The sequence below is a fragment of the Parazoarcus communis genome (genome assembly GCF_003111665.1).
Taxonomy (GTDB): domain Bacteria; phylum Pseudomonadota; class Gammaproteobacteria; order Burkholderiales; family Rhodocyclaceae; genus Parazoarcus; species Parazoarcus communis_B.
In genome coordinates this window covers 2,809,643-2,827,325 of record NZ_CP022188.1, presented here as the reverse complement: position 1 = coordinate 2,827,325, position 17,683 = coordinate 2,809,643, and the positions used below count along the sequence as shown (strand labels likewise).

The following is a 17,683-nucleotide window of genomic DNA, read 5'->3' as shown; positions in this document are numbered from 1 at the left end:
AAGGAGTTATCACATGAAGTCCAGCCGCCGCCCCTTCCTTCGCAGCCTGTGTGGCCTCGTTGCCGGTGTTGCCGTTGCCAGCGTGATCGGCACCACTGATGCGCAGGCCGATGTACTCGCAGGCATTCAGCAAGCCGGCACATTGCGCGTCGCCGTACCGCAGGATTTCCCGCCCTTCGGCAGCGTGGGTACGGATCTCCAGCCCCGTGGCTACGATATCGACATGGCCAAGCTGATCGGCAAGGAACTCGGCGTCAAGGTCGAGCTGATTCCGGTCACCAGCACCAACCGCATCCCCTATCTGACTACCGGCAAGGCCGATCTGGTGATCTCCAGCCTGGGCAAGAACCCCGACCGCGAGAAGGTGATCGACTTCAGCGACGCCTACGCCCCCTTCTTCAATGGCGTGTTCGGCCCGGAAGACGTCAAGCTGACCAAGGCTGAAGAGCTGGCCGGCAAGACGATCGGCGTGACCCGCGGCTCGGTGGAAGACCTCGAACTGACCAAGATTGCACCGGCCTCGCTGACGATCAAGCGCTTCGAGGATAACAACTCGACCATCTCGGCCTACCTCACCGGCCAGGTGCAGTTCATCGCCACGGGCAACGTGGTGGCCGCAGCGGTCAATGACATGACCAAGCTGCGCCGCCTCAGCGCCAAGTTCCTGATCAAGAACTCGCCGTGCTACGTCGGCGTTGCCAAGGGTGAAACCGCGCTGACGGCCAAGGTGAACGCAATCATCGCCAAGGCCAAGCAGGATGGCGCACTCAACGAGATCTCCCAGCGCTGGCTCAACGCCGCGCTGCCCAAGGATCTGTAAGCAGCCTGAGCTGCTCCGGGGCGGTGTGACAGCCGTCCCGGATGCCCTTCTGACCCGCTGCTTCCGGAACCCGCGATGGCATATCAATTCGATTTCACCCCGGTATTCGACAACGCAGACCTGCTGCTGACAGGCGCAGGCTTCACCCTCGCCCTTACGGCCGTGGGCGCCATTCTCGGCATCGGCCTCGGCGTCGTTGGCGCGGTCTGTCGCGCATGGAAACTCGCTCCGTTCGACCGACTCTTCGGCCTCTACGTCGAAGTGATCCGCAACACGCCTTTTCTGGTCCAGCTGTTCTTCATTTTCTTCGGCCTGCCCGCGCTCGGCATCAAGATGACCGAGTGGCAGGCCGCTGTGCTCGCCATGGTGATCAACCTCGGCGCCTATTCCACCGAGATCATCCGTGCCGGCATCCAGGCCACCCCCCGCGGCCAGATCGAAGCGGCAGAATCGCTGGCGATGACACGTGCTCAGACCTTCAAGCATGTGGTGTTGCGCCCGGCCCTGGCCAAGGTCTGGCCGGCGCTGACGAGCCAGGTGATCATCGTCATGCTCGGCTCGGCCGTGTGTTCGCAGATCGCCACCGAAGAGCTGACCTTCGCCGCCAACTTCATCCAGTCGCGCAGCTTCCGCGCGTTCGAAACCTACTTCGTGACCACGGCCATCTACTTCGTTATGGCCCTGCTGATCCGCCAGCTGCTGATGCAACTGGGACAACGCTTCGTCGTCGGGAGGGCACGCTGATGTTCGTCCAGTTCTCCACCTGGGACATTGTCCGCAATCTGCTCGAAGGCGGGAAATGGACCCTCGGTCTGTCCCTGATCGCCTTCATCCTCGGCGGCGGCGTCGGCCTTGTGGTCCTGTTTGCCCGCATCGCCCACAACCGACTGCTGCAATCCCTCGCCAAGGCCTATATAGAAATCTTCCAGGGCACGCCGCTGCTGATGCAGCTCTTCATCGTGTTCTTCGGGTTGTCGCTTGTGGGCGTGGATATCTCGCCCTGGTTTGCCGCCGCGACCGGACTCACGCTGTTTACCAGCGCCTATCTTGCGGAGATCTGGCGCGGTTGCGTGGAGTCCGTGCCCAAGGGGCAGTGGGAAGCCTCGACCAGCCTGGCCCTGTCCTACCCGCAGCAGATGCGTTACATCGTGCTGCCGCAGGCATTGCGCATCGCCATCGCGCCGACGGTGGGTTTCTCGGTTCAGGTCGTGAAGGGAACAGCGGTCACCTCCATCATCGGTTTTACCGAGCTGACCAAGACCGGCTCGATGCTCGCCAACGCCACCTTCCAGCCCTTCCTCGTGTTCGGTCTGGTCGCGGTGGGCTACTTCATCCTCTGTTATCCGCTCTCGCTGTACGCAAAAAGCCTGGAGAAAAAATTCCATGTCGCTCGTTAAGATCACCGGCCTGCACAAACACTTCGGCAGCAACCATGTCCTCAAGGGCATCGACCTTGAGGTTGCCCAGGGGGACGTCATCGCCCTGATCGGTCGCAGCGGTTCGGGCAAGAGTACCCTGCTGCGCACCATCAACGGGCTGGAGACCATCGACAAGGGCGAGCTGATGGTGGACGGCACCGCGCTCCACGACGGCAAGGGCGACTTGCGCGCGCTGCGGCAGAAGGTCGGCATGGTCTTCCAGCAGTTCAACCTCTTCCCGCATCTGACCGCCGGTCAGAACGTGATGCTTGCACCCACCGTGGTCAAGGGCATGGCAAAGAAGGAGGTGGAAGACATCGCGCGGGAAATGATGCTCAAGGTCGGGCTCTCAGACAAGTTCGACAGTTTCCCGGATCAGCTCTCCGGTGGTCAGCAGCAGCGCGTGGCGATTGCGCGTGCGCTGGCGATGCAGCCCAAGGTGCTGCTGTGCGACGAGATCACCTCGGCACTCGACCCGGAACTGGTCAGCGAAGTGCTTGCCGTCGTGCGCCAGCTCGCCACCGAAGGCATGACACTGATCATGGTTACCCACGAGATGCGCTTCGCCCGCGATGTGGGCAACAAGCTGATCTTCATGCACCACGGCCGCATCCACGAGAGCGGCGACCCGAAGGCCATCTTCGCCGCGCCGCAGACACCGGAGCTGGCAAACTTCGTGGGCTCGGTGCTGAGCGTCTGAGAAGCACTCGCAGAGCCCCGCCTGTCCGGGCCCGGCTCGCACAGGCGGGGGCCCGCCGTTTTCCGGCCCGCGCGGCGGTATTGCGCACGGTTGGGCGTCATGAGGTCGCGCTACAATGCGCGCACGGAGGACTTCATGACTATTGAATGGTGGCACTGGACCGTCGGCGGCATCGCCCTCGTCCTGCTTGAACTGGCCATCCCGGCCTTCTTTGTAATCTGGTTCGGCTTTGGCGCGCTGCTGGTGAGCCTGCTGATGCTCGCCGTCCCTTCCATGCCGATCACCGCCCAGATCCTGCTGTGGCTGGCGGCATCCATTGCGATGATGATCCTGTGGTTCCGGGTATTCAAACGCAACGCACACAAGACGCTGGTCGGCACGGCCGCGGGCGATGTGATCGGCGAGGCCGGACTGCTCGTCAACGCCGTCGCGCCATACCAGCGCGGCAAGGTGCGCTTCCAGCGCCCTATCCTCGGCGCAGAAGAATGGGCGTGCACGGCAGAGTCGGACATTGCGGCGGGCGAGCGCGTCAAGGTCGTCAGCATCGAGGGCAGTTTCGTCAAGGTGGCGAAGGCCTGATCGACGGCGGACGCCTCCATCGCATTGGCGAACCCGGCGCGTCCGCCTCTGAACACACAACACACGGAGAAAGCATTCATGACATCGGGTCTGGCAATCGCGCTGGCACTACTGGTTTTTGTCGTCATCACCATCGCCAAGGGCGTCCGCCTTGTGCCGCAAGGCGAAGAATGGGTCGTCGAGCGTCTGGGCAAGTACTACGGCACCCTGCGTCCCGGCCTCAACATCCTGATTCCCTACCTGGATAACGTCGCCTACAAGTTGATCACCAAGGATCTCATCCTCGACGTGCAGGAGCAGGAGGTGATTACCCGCGATAACGCGGTGATCCGTACGAACGCCATTGCCTTCGTCAAGATCACCGACCCGGTGAAGGCAGTCTATGGCGTCACTGATTTCTCCGAGGCCATCCGTAACCTGATCATGACCACGCTGCGCTCGATCGTCGGTGAAATGGAGCTCGACGAGGCGCTGTCATCGCGCGACAAGATCAAGGCGCGCCTGCGCGAGAGCATCGCCGACGAAGCGGTGGATTGGGGCCTGACGGTGAAGTCTGTCGAGATCCAGGACATCAACCCGTCCGAATCGATGCAGCGCGCCATGGAAATGCAGGCCGCGGCAGAACGCGAGCGAAAGGCTGCGGTCACGAAGGCCGAGGGCGCCAAGCAGGCAGCAATTCTCGAGGCAGAGGCCCGCCTTGAAGCAGCCAAGCGCGATGCCAGCGCTCAGGTGATGCTGGCCGAAGCGTCGGCAGAGTCCATCCGCCGCGTGAGCAACTCGATCGGCGACCAGACCACGCCAATGCTCTATCTGCTTGGCGAGAAGTACATTGCGGCCATGGAGAGCCTCAGCGAATCCAGCAATGCAAAGGTCGTCGTACTCCCTGCGGACCTGCAGGAAACCCTGCGCGGACTCGTCGGCAAGGTTGGCATGCGCAGCTGATATAAGCGCCGCAGGGCGGCTGGCGTCTGGTTCCCAATGGAAAGAACGCCAGCCTCAGGAACCTCTGCGGGCACAATGGGCTCTGCCTACCAGTACTCCAAACGGACAAGACGATGTTTCACACGCTGAAAGACCTCTTCAACGCCTTCGTGCCGGCCAGCGAGGGCGCGGTCGGCGGTCACGACGAACATACGCTGCAACTGGCCACGGCGGTGCTGCTGGTGGAAGTGATGCGCAGCGATGCCGAAGTGGGTGAGAGCGAACGCGCTGCAATTCTTGCCGCACTCGGCAAGCGCTTCGGACTGGGCAGCGACGAGCGCGCACGCCTGCTCGAACTCGCCGAAACCGCATCGAGTGAAGCGGTGGATTTTCACCGCTTTACGTCACGCATCAACAGTGGATTCGACGCCGGAGAGAAGACCCGCGTGATCGAACTGATGTGGGAGGTTGCCTATGCGGACGGCCACCTCAGCAATCACGAGAACCACTTGATGCGCAAGATTGCCGACCTGCTGTATGTTTCTCATGCCGACTACATTGGCGCCAAGCAAAGAGCGCGCGCGACAACGAACGCTTCCTGACACACTGCTGATCAGACCCTGAAGCGCACAACTTTCTGTTCGAGGTCAGTCGCCAGCGTGCGCAGGGACGATGCAGTGTCTGCGGTGTCGCTTACCGCTGCACTGTTTTCCTCGGCCCGTTGGGCAATCCGCTCCACATTGCGGGCAATCTCGGCACTGGCACTGCTTTGTTCGCGCAAGGCAAACGATATATCGCTTACTGCGCGCAACACTTCGCGGGCGCCATCATTGATCTGCGCCATCGATTGTCCCGCGCGGGTCGTCAGTTCCGCTCCGTCGCGCACCCGGGCCACACCGGCCTGCATGGAATCCACCGCGTGTTCGGTGCCCTGCCCGATCGACGATGCCATCTCCGTGATCTCTTCGGTTGCCGCGGCAGTTCGCTCGGCCAGCTTGCGCACTTCGTCGGCCACAACCGCAAAGCCGCGCCCGCTCTCGCCCGCACGTGCAGCTTCGATCGCTGCGTTGAGCGCGAGCAGATTGGTCTGATCCGCGATCTGCTTGATGACGACGACCATCGAACCGATCTGGCGCGCCTTTTCGCCCAGCTCACCGATTGCCGCCGCTGACGAATGGACGGCTTCGGCAATCCGCTCCATCTCGCTCACGGTCTGCTGCATGACCTCCCCGCCCTCGTTGGAGAGCCGGTCGGACGTCTCCGCAAGACCTTGTGCAGTTGCTGCATGACGCGAGATCTCGTCGATCCCGACCGTCATTTCCTCGATTGCCGCAGCCATTCCGGCGGCCGCTTCACTCTGCGACGAGGAACCGGCTGCGACATTCCTGGCTGCATCCGACATATCCGTGGCGGCTCGCACGAGGCGCTGCCCACCGTGCTGAATTTCGCCGATCAGATCCCCGACATCCGTTGCAATCGCATTGAATCCGTCGGCCACTTCAAGCAGCTCATCCCGCGCGGTGAAGGACACCCGCGTACGGTAATCCCCCCCCGCGAGCTGCTTCGCGCCCGAGGCGAGCTCGCGCACCGAGCGCAGAATCGAAAAATAGATCCCGCAGAAGAGATAGCCGGCGATCAGCAGCGCGACTGCTGCAACCGCTGCCTCGAAGTAGAGCTTGCTCCAGAGCCTGTCGAGGCGCTCGAGCAGCAAACGCTCCGCCTCGGGACGCAGGGATTCGCGGTAGTGCTTGAGCACAACATCTATTGCGCCGGTTCCAATGCCGAAGAACGCCGATGCCGTCACGCCAAATCCCTGATCCAGGACCTCGGTTCGCGCGGCATCGCGAAAGCGTCCGACACCGACATCGACGTCGTCGAGTGCCGCACCCAGCGCGCCCTTCAGGGAGGCGTTGTCACGTATCGCGCGGCCCAGGCGGTCGCGGAACTGGGCCTCGGTCATCGCAAGCTCGGCCAGCTGGGCCACAACATGACGTTCGTCCGCAGGCTCCAGCACGCCACGGGCAATGATCCCGGTCGCCCGTCCACGTAAACGTCCGAGACGCTCTGTGAGGTCGGGCGCGGAACGCAGCATCGGATCAATCAGGTTGTAAGTGGCGCTTTCCGGGTCGAGGGAGAGGTTGGAGGCATCGCCAATATCGCCGATCCAGGCGAGCATGGCCTCGATGGCCTGTGAATGTGCACGGAAGTTGTCAGGTGCCGGGAGTGTCAGGCCATCGGCGGTCAACGCCTGCAGTTCCTTGCGGATCGCGCGCCACCGCACCTGCAGCACATCCCACTCGGGTCTGCTGCCGAGTTCGGCATCGACGGCTGCCATGGCCTCCTGCAGCCCAAGCGCCTTCTGCGCCACTTGTGGCCTCAGGTCCTCGCTTCCACCCAGCAAGCCGGCCGACAATCCACGGTGCTGCTGGCTCAGCACAAGTACCGAGAACGCCTTGTCGAGCACACCGAGGCCGACCACTTCGCGCTCGGTAAAGGCAATATTCTGACGCAGCCCAACATAGACCTGTGACAGCAGGACCGCAGTGCCCAGCGCACAGACGAAGGCGATGATCGCGAACTTCCATGGATAACGAAATCGATCAAGCAGCCCCATCACGGGACGAAACAGTGTATCCATTGCGCGCACTCCTGCAGTCGACGCACCACGTCGCGATTTGCGCGTGGCGGCAGTGTGCCCAGAATAGCAGCCCAAAACGGGGCGCCATCTGTCGATCTGACACGTAAGTTCCGTTGATTTCGGCGCTTAAAGCCCGCGAGCGGCGGCAATCGTAAAATTGCGAACTGTGCCGAGAACGGCACCGAGATCAAGCGCGTCGGCCTTCAGGCGGCGCTGGATCAGCAGCCTCCCGGTGACGAAGCCCGACACCTGTGCGAGAAAAGCCTGTGCGAGCAAGATGGTTTCCTCCGCGTCCGACGCTGCGCCCTTGAGGTGAGCGACGAGATCGCATACCAGTTGATGAACCGGAAGCAGCATCTGATCGAAGATGATGTCGAAGGCGGCCGAAGGCGACAGTTGCTCACGCACGAAGAACGCATAGTGAAGCAGCCCCTGCTCGCTGCCTGCAACGATATCGACACAGGAAACGATGAAGTCGGCCAACAGCGCACCGACGTCCGCGCCGGGGTCCTCGAGCCCCGAACGCGCAGTGAAGACGGCCTCCCTGATCTTGCCACCATTGGCGTCGCACAGATACTGGGCCACCGCCAGGTAGACGCCCTGCTTGCCGCCGAAGTGATAAGGGATTGCAGCCTGATTCACCCCGGCGCGCGCTGCCAGCGAACGCGTGGTGACTGCGTCGTAACCCCCGCTGCCAAAGAGTTCAAGCCCGGCCGCAACCAGCCGCGCACGGGTGGCTTCGCCGGGAACCTCCGGCAATGCCCGGTCATTCGAGGTCATGATCTGTCCTCCCCATTCAGCCCTGCGTCACCGATTTGCGGAAGCGATGCTGCGCGGCCGCAAAGAACACCGCGCCAATCACGCCGATGGCAAGAAACTGTGGCCACACCGCCTCAAATCCCGCGCCACGGTAGAGCACCCCTTGAGCAAGCTTGATGAAATGCGGTGTTGGCGCGACCGTCATCACCTGCTGCACCAGCACCGGCATGCTCTCCTGCGGCGTCACCCCGCCCGACAGCAGTTGCAGCGGGATGATCACCAGGATGATCAGCAGGCCGAACTGCGGCATCGAGCGCGCCAGGGTGCCGAGAAAGATGCCGATCGAAGCGGTGGAAAACAGATAGAGCGCCGCGGCCAGCAGGAACAGTGGAACCGAACCCGCGATCGGCACTTCAAGCAGACGGTGCACGACCACGAGCAGGCCGACGCTTGCTGCCAGTAATACAACCAGCCCGTTGGCCCAGACCTTGGCCGCCATGATCTCGAATGCACTCAGGGGCATCACCAGCAGGTGCTCAAGCGTGCCGTGCTCGCGCTCACGGATGAATGCGGCTCCGACCAGAATGATGGACAGCATGGTGATGTTGTTGATGACCTCCATCATGCCGCCGAACCACATCCCGTTCAGATTGGGATTGAAGCGGACCCGCGGCAAAAGTTTCACAGGCGAGACCGCACTCACGTCCGCACCGTGACCGACAAAGTTGATCACTTCACCGGCGATGATGCTCTGGATGTAGCCCGAACCGATGAAGGACTGCGACATGATGGTGGCGTCGATGTTGAGCTGTACCACCGGCTGCCTGCCGGCCACCAGATCGCGCTGAAAGTGGGCAGGAATAACGATGGCGAACGAGTACTCGCCGCGATCGAGCCCCTCATCCATCCGGCTCGCGTCGATCAATTGCGGCACCCGGAAGTACGGCGGATAGAGCGCATCGACAATCTGCGCCGACAGCTGCGAACCATCCTCATCGACGACCGCGACCGGCGCGTTGTGCAGCTCGCGCGACATGCCGGTTGCCGCAACGTAAAGGCCAACCGTGAAGGCCCACACGATGACGATGAGCAAGATGCGATCGGCCGCAAGGCTGCGCAACTCCTTGACACCAAGGCGCCCGATGTTTGCAAGTCGACCACGACGGATTTCAGCCATGACTCAATCCTCCTGCTTGCGGAGCAAGAGCACGCACAGCCCGATCAGAACCGGCACGAACAGCACCAGCATGCCGATCGGCCCCTGCAGGCTGGCGAGCCCCAGATCCTTGGTGAAGATGCCGCGGCTGATCAGCAGAAAATAGGTTGCCGGCCACAGCTCACCCACCACCCGGCCGAAGCCGTCGAGCGAGGACACCGGATCGGTCAGGCCGGCAAACTGGATGGTCGGCAGCATGGTCAGGATCGCGGTGGCGGCGAGCGCAGCGATCTGGGTACGGGTGAAACTCGAAACCAGCAGTCCGATTCCGGTGGTCGCGGTGACATAGATCAGCGCTGCGCCGGAGAGCAGCAGCACGCTGCCCTTGACCGGCACCTGGAACACCAGCACCGCCAGCAGCACGAGGCCGAAGTAGCTGACCATCGACAGCCCGACATAGGGCAGTTGCTTGCCGAGCAGGAACTCGAGCCGGGTAACGGGGGTGACGTAAAGGTTGGTGATGGAGCCCAGCTCTTTCTCGCGCACCACCGACAAGGCGGTGAGGATGGCGGGAATGAACACCAGCAGCAACGGGATCACTGCCGGCACCATCGCATTCAGGCTCTTGAAGTCCTGGTTGTAGCGGTAGCGGGTTTCGATGCTCACCGGCAAGGACACCGGCAGGCGTCCAGTGCGGCTGGCAACAAGCTCCGCCATGGTCTGCGCGTGCAGGCCAAGCACATAGCCGCGCAAGGTCTCGCCACGGAATGGCATGGCACCATCGATCCACGCCGCCAGGCTGGGCACGTCGCCCCGACGCAGGTCACGTCCGAAGCCGGCCGGGATCTCCAGCGCGAGCGCAAGCTCCCCGCTTTGCATGCGGCGGTCGAGCTCGGCCGAATCCCGGATCGGCGGCTGTTCGATGAAATAGCGGCTGCCGCCGATGTTCTCGATCACCATCCGGCTTTCCGGGCTGTCGTCGCGGTCGAGCACGGCGAAGCGCAGGTTCTCGACGTCGAGCGTGATGCCGAAACCGAGAATCAGCATCAGCAACACCGAGCCCAGCAGCGCGAAGGTGAGACGGATCGGATCGCGGCGCAGCTCCAGCATCTCGCGGTAGGCATAGCCAAGCAGCCGTCTCAGGCTGAACGCCGCGGGCCGGGCGTCCGCTGCGGAAACCGTGGCTGCAACGGGTGGGGTCAGTACCTCGTTCGCTGTGGCAGCGACCTGCGGCGAAGGGGCCTCGGCCTTGCTGCTGTCGGGGCCGATCGCCTCCTCCAGCACTTCGATGAAGGCCGTCTCCAGCACGTCGGTTGCGTGCGCGGCCTTGAGGGCTGCCGGTGTGTCGCTGGCCAGCACCCGGCCAGCGTGCATCAGGCTGATGCGGTCGCAGCGCTCGGCTTCGTTCATGAAGTGGGTGGAGATGAAGATGGTCACTCGCTGCTCGCGCGACAGCTCGATCAGCAGCGCCCAGAATGCATCGCGTGCCACGGGATCGACCCCGGATGTGGGTTCATCCAGGATCAGGAGCCGGGGTTCGTGCACCACCGCGACGGCGAGCGACAGACGCTGACGGATGCCAAGTGGCAGATTCCCGGAAACCGAGTCGGCGTGCTCTTCCAGCCCAAAGCGCTGCAGCAGCGATTCGACCCGGGGCACAATCCGCTCACGCGGCAGATGGAAGAGATGCGCATGCAGATCGAGGTTCTGACGTACCGTCAGCTCGCCGTACAGCGAGAATGCCTGTGACATGTAGCCGACCTGACGCCGCGTTTCGAGCGAGTGTGCGTCGATGACTTTCCCGAACAGTCGGGCACTGCCTTCGCTCGGCGGCAGCAAGCCGGTGAGCATCTTCATCGTCGTGGTCTTGCCACAACCGTTGGAGCCGAGAAAGCCAAAGATCTCGCCCTCGCCGATGCGGAAGCTCACATGATCGACGGCGGTGAAGTCGCCGAAGCGCTGGGTCAGGCCTTCGGCCTCGATCACCCAGTTATCGTCATTCCCGGGTCGTGGCGGAATCGTCAACGCATGGTGCGCGCCGCGCCGGGCTTCGGGCAGCAAGGCGATGAACACCTCTTCCAGCGTGTCCTTACCGGTCATGGCGCGCAGTGCGTCAGGGCTGCCCGAGCCGAGCACCTTGCCGTCGTCCATCGCCGCCAGCCAGTCGAAGCGCGCAGCCTCTTCCATATAGGCCGTCGCCACCAGCACGCTCATGCCCGGACGACCGCTGCGGATACGGTCGATCAACTCCCAGAACTGGCGGCGTGACAAGGGATCGACGCCGGTGGTCGGCTCGTCGAGGATCAACAGGTCGGGATCGTGGATCAGCGCACAGCACAGCCCGAGCTTCTGCTTCATGCCGCCAGAAAGCTTGGCCGCAGGACGATCACGGAAGGGCGACAGGCCGGTCGCCGCAAGCAGTTCGGTGATGCGACGCTCGCGCTCCTGTGCGCCTTGGCCAAACAGGCGGCCGAAGAAGTCGACGTTCTCGAACACGGACAGGGTGGGGTAAAGATTGCGCCCCAGACCTTGCGGCATGTAGGCAATACGCGGCTGCACCCGACTGCGGAAATGGCGGTCGCCCATGTCACCGCCGAGCACCTCCACCTCACCCGTCTGGATCTTTCGCGCGCCGGCGAGCAGGGCCAGCAGTGATGACTTGCCAACGCCATCCGGCCCGATGAAGCCCGCCATGCACCCTCCGGGAACCTCGAGATCGATGTCCTCGATCGCGGCCAAGGCACGATAACGCAGCGTGACGCCACTCAGGCGGGCAACGGGAGGATGGTCGAGTGCGGCAGACATGGCATTACCTCGCGGGCAGGCTGTCTGGCCAGGGCAGCGTGGCATCGAGGCGCAACCAGCCCACTGCCGGCATCCCCGGCTTGATCACATCGGGATGGGCGGCAAGCCAGTCGGCATCGAGCTGGAGCTTGACCCTGAACATGAGCTTCTCGCGCTCATTTCGGGTTTCGACCTCGCGCGGCGTGAATTGCGCACGCTCGGCTACGAAGCTGACCCGAGCAGGCACCGCTTCCGCTCCAAGCGCATCGACCTGCAGGCGCGCCTCGGCACCCAACTGCACCTGACCTGCCGTCTCCGCAGGCACGAATACGGTCATGAAGACATCAGACGGATCGAGCACGGTCAGCACCCGCGCACCGGACGCCAGCACTTCGCCGGGTTCGGCAAGCCGGTACAGCACCCGACCGCTTACCGGCGCCACGAGCCGGGCGTCGTCCAGGTTGCTGCGGATGCGGGTCACATTGGCCTCGGCGGCAAGCACAGCAGCATCTGCAGCCTCCACCCGCAGGCGGCTCGCAGCCAGCGCAGCATCGGCCTGTTGCACCGCATTGCGGTCCTGGTCAAGCCGCTGCGGTGACAGGAACTTGCGTGCCACCAGTTCCTGCGTGCGCTTCAGTGTGGTCGCCGCGAGGGCACGTTCGCTCTGGTAGCGGAACACGGTCGCACGCGCCTCCGCAGCGGTCTGACGGGCCTGCTGAACCAGCGCCTCAGACTGCAGTAATTGCGCCTGTATATCGCGGGCGTCGATCAGGGCAAGCTCATCACCCTGTTTAACGAGATCGCCCTCCTTTGGACCGAGCGCTATCAGACGCCCCGACAGTCGGGTTGCGACATCGTAGGAGGTCGACTCGAGGCGGCCGTTGCCAGACACGAGATTGGGCTGCGACTCGGACGCCGCCATGCCCTGCCAGACAGCGACGGCACCGGCAAGCGCGATGACTAGAACGAGCACCAGCCAGGCTGACTTGTGCGAAGAAGCGTGGGAAACCATGATGCATCCCCTTGAATGGGTGGCGCGTGGTGCCGGTCGCAAAGCATTGCGTTCCGACCGGCATCTGTTGCCATTCATTTGAATGAATTATTCAAAACCTTGCATTGATGCTCATCAAACATTGCGCAGACAACGGCTTTGCCGCTGCAGGTCGGCAGGCTCCTCCCCGTGCGCTAGAATGCGCCGTCCGGCCCCGAGTCTCGGGGCATTTCCGTTCACGAGCCTGCTACATGACCAATTACACCGAACTCAACGCCCCCTATGGCCCGCTGGTATCCCGGATCGAGAGCGAAGCAACGATCATTGGTGACCAGATTCTGAAGATCGATCATTTTCTGAATCACCGTATCGAGCCCGCATTCATCATGGAGCTGGGCCGCGAGCTTGCCCGCCGTCTCTCCGCCTACCAGCCTTCGGTGATCCTGACCGCAGAAGCCAGCGGTATCGCCCCGGGACTGGTCGTGGCACAGGCCCTGAACGTCCCCCTCGTGTATGCAAAAAAATACGCACCGCAGGTCGAATCGCCTTTCATCTCCCGTGTCATCCCGTCGCCGACCAAGGGCGGCGAAACCAAGCTCGTGCTGTCCCAACGCTACATCCAGCCGGGCGCGCGTGTCGTAATCGTTGACGACTTCCTCTCCAATGGCCGTACCGCAGTTGCGCTGGTCGAGATGGCCCGCGAGGCAGGAGCGGTGGTGCTCGGCGCAGGCTTTGTGGTCGAAAAGCGTTTCAAGCTTGGACATGAGTCCATCGCCGCGCTCGAAGTACCCGTCGCCACGCTGGCCCAGGTCGAACGGCTGGAAAACGGCAAGGCCATCCTCCATCAACCGGCACGCTGAGCCCGGGGCCGACGCAGGCAGCGCAAACTGCAGCAAAGGGCGGGGGAATTTCGCCTCGATACTCCCTCGTTCCTGCCACCCGCGCTAAACTGCAGCAACCTCATGCTGGATGGAAAGCAAGATGCAAGACTTTGACGCGCAGGCACAGGCCTTCTCTGAGCAGATCGAAGCCGAGCTCGAAGACGGACGACTGAACTTTCCGACCTCGCTCGACGTGTCATTGAGAGTCAAGCGCCTCGCCGACGACCCCGACTCATCGCTCGACGCAATTGCCTCGGTGGTCAAGGCCGAGCCTGTCCTCAGTGCAAAGGCCGTCCGCATGGCCAATGCCGTCCTGCTCAATCCCTACGGCTCGCGCATCGCAGACGTCAATACCGCCGTCAAGCGCATCGGGTTGGCATCACTGCGCTGCCTCGCCTTCGCCGTCGCAGCAGAGCAACTCTCGCAAGACCATCGCTCCAAACACATGCGCCTGATCGCGAGCGGGCTGTGGATGCATTCAGTCGATGTGGCGTCGTGGTCCTATGCCCTCGCACGCCACCTGCGCACCGTGAATCCGGATACCGCCATGCTTGCTGGCATGATGGTCGATATCGGACAGTTCTTCCTGCTCGCTCGCGCTTCGGCCTACCCTGCTCTGGAAGAAAACCTCGAACGTTTCGCCGAATTCGTTTCGGTCTGGAACGAACCGGTTGGTCGTGCAATTCTCGAAGTCTTCGAGTTGCCTGAAGACGTGCTCGACGCGTTCGAGTATGAAAATCCTTATGGTGGCTCCTGGCCCCCGGAAAACCTCGCCGATCTCGTTTTCGTGGCCTCGCTTGCAGCCGAAACGCCGAACCCCTTCGACTCGGCACTTGGCATTCAGCGCCGCCCAGAGCTGTTCGACTCCTGCATCGCCGGCATCGAGAAGGACAAGCTTGACGCCCTGCTCGACGCTGCACGTGCCGGAAAGATGGAAATGCTTGCTGCCGTTTGCGGCTGATCAGGCCGGCCCGTACATACGGCTGCGCAGACTTGCCGCGGCATGCGCCACGGCGAGATTTGCCTCGGGGAAGAACTTGCCCAGGGTGATGAAGCCGTGAACCATGCCTTCGGCCCGAAACTGTTCGATTTCTCCCCCCTCTTCTGACACTCGCGCGGCAAAAGCTGCGCAGTCGTCGACCAGCGGATCGCACTCAGCAGAGATCAGCAACATTGGGGGCAGGCCCGCAAGGGAGCTTGCACGCATCGGCGAAGCACGCCAGTCCTCAGTGTTGCCGTCAGGCAAATAGCGGATGAAAAACCACTCCAGACTTTCCTTGTCCAGAAAGAACCCGTCACTGTAGCGCTGTCGCGACGGGCGTTCGCTCAGGATCTCGGTACTCGGATAGATGAGGAGCACGAATGCCGGCGTCACCCCGCCCGCATCCCGCAGGGCCAGCGCGGTGACCACCGAAAGATTTCCGCCCGCGCTGTCGCCGCCAAACGCGATTCTCGCCGGGTCGATGGCGAGCAGCTCGGCCTGATCGACAGTCCAGTCGAACGCGAGGCGTGCATCATTGACTGCAGCTGGAAAAGGGTGCTCAGGTGCCAGACGGTAATCGACCGACAACACGGCGCAACCGCTGCCATTCGCAAGCTCGCGGCAGAGCACATCATAGCTTTCGACATCGCCGACGCACCAGCCACCGCCGTGGTAATAGATCAGCAGCGGGAGCACCGTGGCGGGACTTGCCTGCAACGGGCGGTAGTATCGCGCCAGCAGTGCGCTGCCATCGGGACGCGCGATAGGAACCTCGGTTACGGATGCGACGGCCGGCGCTTCCGGACGAAAAGCGAACTGCAGCTTCTGGAATGAATGACGTGCCTGAAGGTGCGTAAGCTCATGAAAACGAGGGGCGCCGACCCGATACACCATATCGAGAAGAGACTGAGCCTGGGGCGAAAGTGGCATGGTTAATACATACCCGGCGTCACCCGCCGGGCATCATGGGATTGGTTGCAGATGGCCGAATTGTAACCACCGGCACACAAAATGACCTCTGATAATGTGCGGTACGCCGCAAGGCCGGCGCCATTGTTGCGGCCGCCCGGGGCCACAAAGTCATAGAATGAAAGTCAGAAAAGGATCAGCGCACACCATAAAGGAGACTCAATGAGTGCAAACCCGTCGAAGCCGGCCACAAAGAAATCGGGCAACCGCATCACCCCTCCTGGAAAAAGCCGCAAACCTAGACCAGTCAGTGAAGGGGACACCTCGCCGAAGCTGGACGCGCTCTCACTGGAACAGTTCGAGATCGAACAGGCTGTCGAGGGCGCGCGTGGAAGCACTGAAATGGCTGTCGGCGATATCCTTTCAAAGGCTGCAGGCGCCAGCGTGAGCGATGTGACAAAGTCGCTGGAGGCCATTCTCGCCGGTGCATCCCCCGACGATGCACAGTTGCTGCGCAAGACCCTGCTAGCCGTTGGTGGAAGTCCCGCGCCGGCATCCACCCGTCCGGATGACGAACTCGCAGTCGACTGGCGCATCGGCGCCTACCCGTACAAGAACCTCATGTCCCGACGCAATTACGAAAAACAGAAGTACCGCCTTCAGGTCGAACTGCTGAAACTTCAGGCCTGGGTCAAGGAAACCGGCCAGCGCGTCGTGATTCTTTTCGAGGGACGCGATGCGGCCGGCAAGGGTGGCACCATCAAGCGTTACATGGAACATCTCAACCCGCGCGGTGCGCGCGTGGTCGCGCTGGAAAAACCTTCGGAACTGGAACGCGGCCAGTGGTATTTCCAGCGTTACATCCAGCACCTGCCCACGGCAGGCGAAATCGTGCTGTTCGATCGCTCCTGGTACAACCGTGCAGGCGTCGAACGAGTCATGGACTTCTGCACCAACGATGAATACGGCGAGTTCATGCGTCAGGTGCCCGAATTCGAACGAAATCTGGTGCGCAGCGGAATCCACCTGATCAAGTTCTGGTTCTCGGTCAGCCGTGAAGAGCAGCGCCGCCGCTTCAAGGAACGCGAATCTCATCCGCTCAAGCAGTGGAAACTTTCACCGATCGACCTTGCCTCCCTCGACAAGTGGGACGACTACACCAAGGCCAAGGAAGCGATGTTCTTCTATACCGACACCGCAGACGCGCCGTGGACGGTCGTGAAGTCCGACTGCAAGAAACGCGCGCGCCTGAACGCAATGCGCTACGTCCTCCACAAACTGCCCTACTCCAACAAGGACCTCGACCGAATCGGCCCACTCGATCCGCTGCTGGTCGGCCGTGCCAACGTGGTGTACGAACGCGGCGAAAAGGACACGCCGATTCTCTAGCATCGTGGCGTGGCGCACGGTGGGAGCCGTGTGCCACGAGCAAGGCACCGGCTGGACTCAGCTAAGATGGGGCGCCGCGAGGAAAAGTGCCGTGACCGTCTTGCTGTCGGTAATCCGGCCGTCGAGTACCGCGGCAGTGGCTTCGGTTGGCGAGAACGCCATGATTTCGAGGAACTCACCTTCGTCCCACTGATGCCCTACATGCGTGAGCCCGGCGGCGAGGAAGACCTCGATGCGCTCGTCCGAATAGCCAATGCAGGGATACATGACGCCGAGGTGCTGCCAATTGTCGGCGACATATCCAGTCTCTTCCCTGAGCTCACGCTTCGCACAGTCGAGGATGTCCTCCCCTGCGTCAATCTTGCCTGCAGGAAGTTCGAGGAAGCTGCGATTGAGCGGATAGCGGAACTGCCGCTCGAAGATCAGCGCGCCATCGGGCATCACCGCGACGATGACGACGGCCCCTGGATGGCGGATGTATTCGCGAACCGACTCTCCGCCATCAGGCAGACGCACTCTGTCGCGCGAAACCTTCAACAGCACGCCATCGAAAACCCGCTCGGTTGAGAGCGGTGTCTCCGCAAGTGGGTCCTGATCATGCTTGTTCATGTTCTTGCCGCCTCATTTCACAGGCGCCCGTCCGCCACAGCACAGTCGGATGAGCGCACCTTCACACAGCACGCACGGCCCTTCCTGCTGCAAGCTGCTCGAGGCAGATGTTCGAACAGAAAGCACCGGTCAAAAAAACAGAAAGGG

17 protein-coding genes are annotated in these 17,683 nt (G+C 62.4%); 10 read left to right on the top strand and 7 right to left on the bottom strand.

Going from position 1 to position 17,683, the window contains the following annotated elements:
* Positions 1–13: 13 nt before the first annotated feature.
* From CEW87_RS12930 to CEW87_RS12900, 7 genes are all read left to right on the top strand, one after another.
* A complete protein-coding gene (locus CEW87_RS12930; RefSeq protein WP_108947548.1) occupies positions 14–820 on the top strand; it encodes a transporter substrate-binding domain-containing protein in 807 nt (268 codons plus the stop codon).
* 75 nt (positions 821–895) lie between these two features.
* Complete coding sequence (locus CEW87_RS12925) at positions 896–1,564, top strand: amino acid ABC transporter permease (protein ID WP_108973568.1); 669 nt, start codon at positions 896–898, stop codon at positions 1,562–1,564.
* Positions 1,564–2,217 carry an amino acid ABC transporter permease gene (locus CEW87_RS12920; protein WP_108973566.1) on the top strand — a complete coding sequence of 218 codons (654 nt, stop codon included), beginning with the start codon at positions 1,564–1,566 and terminating at the stop codon, positions 2,215–2,217. Before CEW87_RS12925 ends, CEW87_RS12920 begins: the two co-directional genes overlap by 1 nt.
* Positions 2,204–2,938, top strand: a complete 735-nt coding sequence (locus CEW87_RS12915; RefSeq protein WP_108973565.1) for an amino acid ABC transporter ATP-binding protein — start codon at positions 2,204–2,206, stop codon at positions 2,936–2,938. Before CEW87_RS12920 ends, CEW87_RS12915 begins: the two co-directional genes overlap by 14 nt.
* A 135-nt stretch (positions 2,939–3,073) precedes the next feature.
* Entirely contained in the window at positions 3,074–3,517 is a 444-nt protein-coding gene (locus tag CEW87_RS12910) for an NfeD family protein (protein ID WP_108973563.1), read from the top strand.
* A 78-nt stretch (positions 3,518–3,595) separates the two neighbouring features.
* The gene (locus CEW87_RS12905; RefSeq protein WP_108973561.1) at positions 3,596–4,459 is read left to right on the top strand and encodes an SPFH domain-containing protein; all 864 of its coding nucleotides are present in this window, start codon (positions 3,596–3,598) and stop codon (positions 4,457–4,459) included.
* 113 nt (positions 4,460–4,572) lie between these two features.
* Positions 4,573–5,040 (top strand): TerB family tellurite resistance protein, encoded by a 468-nt coding sequence (locus CEW87_RS12900; protein ID WP_108973559.1) that lies wholly within the window; start codon positions 4,573–4,575, stop codon positions 5,038–5,040.
* Between the two features lie 11 nt (positions 5,041–5,051).
* Here CEW87_RS12900 and CEW87_RS12895 read toward each other — a convergent pair whose 3' ends face one another.
* The 5 genes from CEW87_RS12895 to CEW87_RS12875 form a co-directional block, all read right to left on the bottom strand.
* Positions 5,052–7,076, bottom strand: a complete 2,025-nt coding sequence (locus CEW87_RS12895; RefSeq protein WP_108973557.1) for a methyl-accepting chemotaxis protein — start codon at positions 7,074–7,076, stop codon at positions 5,052–5,054.
* A gap of 126 nt (positions 7,077–7,202) precedes the next feature.
* Positions 7,203–7,856 (bottom strand): CerR family C-terminal domain-containing protein, encoded by a 654-nt coding sequence (locus CEW87_RS22430; protein ID WP_159098161.1) that lies wholly within the window; start codon positions 7,854–7,856, stop codon positions 7,203–7,205.
* A gap of 16 nt (positions 7,857–7,872) precedes the next feature.
* Complete coding sequence (locus CEW87_RS12885) at positions 7,873–9,012, bottom strand: ABC transporter permease (RefSeq protein WP_108973555.1); 1,140 nt, start codon at positions 9,010–9,012, stop codon at positions 7,873–7,875.
* Positions 9,013–9,015: 3 nt separating this feature from the next.
* On the bottom strand, positions 9,016–11,796 hold the full coding sequence (gene rbbA / locus CEW87_RS12880; protein ID WP_108973553.1) for a ribosome-associated ATPase/putative transporter RbbA: 2,781 nt from the start codon (positions 11,794–11,796) through the stop codon (positions 9,016–9,018).
* 4 nt (positions 11,797–11,800) lie between these two features.
* Positions 11,801–12,787 (bottom strand): HlyD family secretion protein, encoded by a 987-nt coding sequence (locus CEW87_RS12875; RefSeq protein WP_108973551.1) that lies wholly within the window; start codon positions 12,785–12,787, stop codon positions 11,801–11,803.
* A gap of 230 nt (positions 12,788–13,017) precedes the next feature.
* Between CEW87_RS12875 and xpt the strand changes: the two genes are divergently transcribed.
* Both xpt and CEW87_RS12865 read left to right on the top strand, forming a co-directional pair.
* Positions 13,018–13,626, top strand: coding sequence for a xanthine phosphoribosyltransferase (gene xpt, locus CEW87_RS12870; RefSeq protein WP_108973549.1), 609 nt, complete (start codon positions 13,018–13,020; stop codon positions 13,624–13,626).
* A 121-nt stretch (positions 13,627–13,747) separates the two neighbouring features.
* Positions 13,748–14,608 carry an HDOD domain-containing protein gene (locus tag CEW87_RS12865; RefSeq protein ID WP_108977189.1) on the top strand — a complete coding sequence of 287 codons (861 nt, stop codon included), beginning with the start codon at positions 13,748–13,750 and terminating at the stop codon, positions 14,606–14,608.
* On the opposite strand, the gene CEW87_RS12860 is transcribed toward CEW87_RS12865, so the two are convergent.
* Entirely contained in the window at positions 14,609–15,559 is a 951-nt protein-coding gene (locus CEW87_RS12860) for an alpha/beta hydrolase (RefSeq protein ID WP_108973548.1), read from the bottom strand.
* A 201-nt stretch (positions 15,560–15,760) separates the two neighbouring features.
* On the opposite strand from CEW87_RS12860, the gene ppk2 reads away from it, so the two are divergent.
* Positions 15,761–16,927, top strand: a complete 1,167-nt coding sequence (ppk2, locus tag CEW87_RS12855; RefSeq protein ID WP_108973546.1) for a polyphosphate kinase 2 — start codon at positions 15,761–15,763, stop codon at positions 16,925–16,927.
* Positions 16,928–16,984: 57 nt separating this feature from the next.
* Here the strand turns inward: ppk2 and CEW87_RS12850 are convergent, their stop codons facing one another.
* Complete coding sequence (locus CEW87_RS12850) at positions 16,985–17,536, bottom strand: NUDIX domain-containing protein (RefSeq protein ID WP_108973544.1); 552 nt, start codon at positions 17,534–17,536, stop codon at positions 16,985–16,987.
* Positions 17,537–17,683 lie beyond the last annotated feature (147 nt).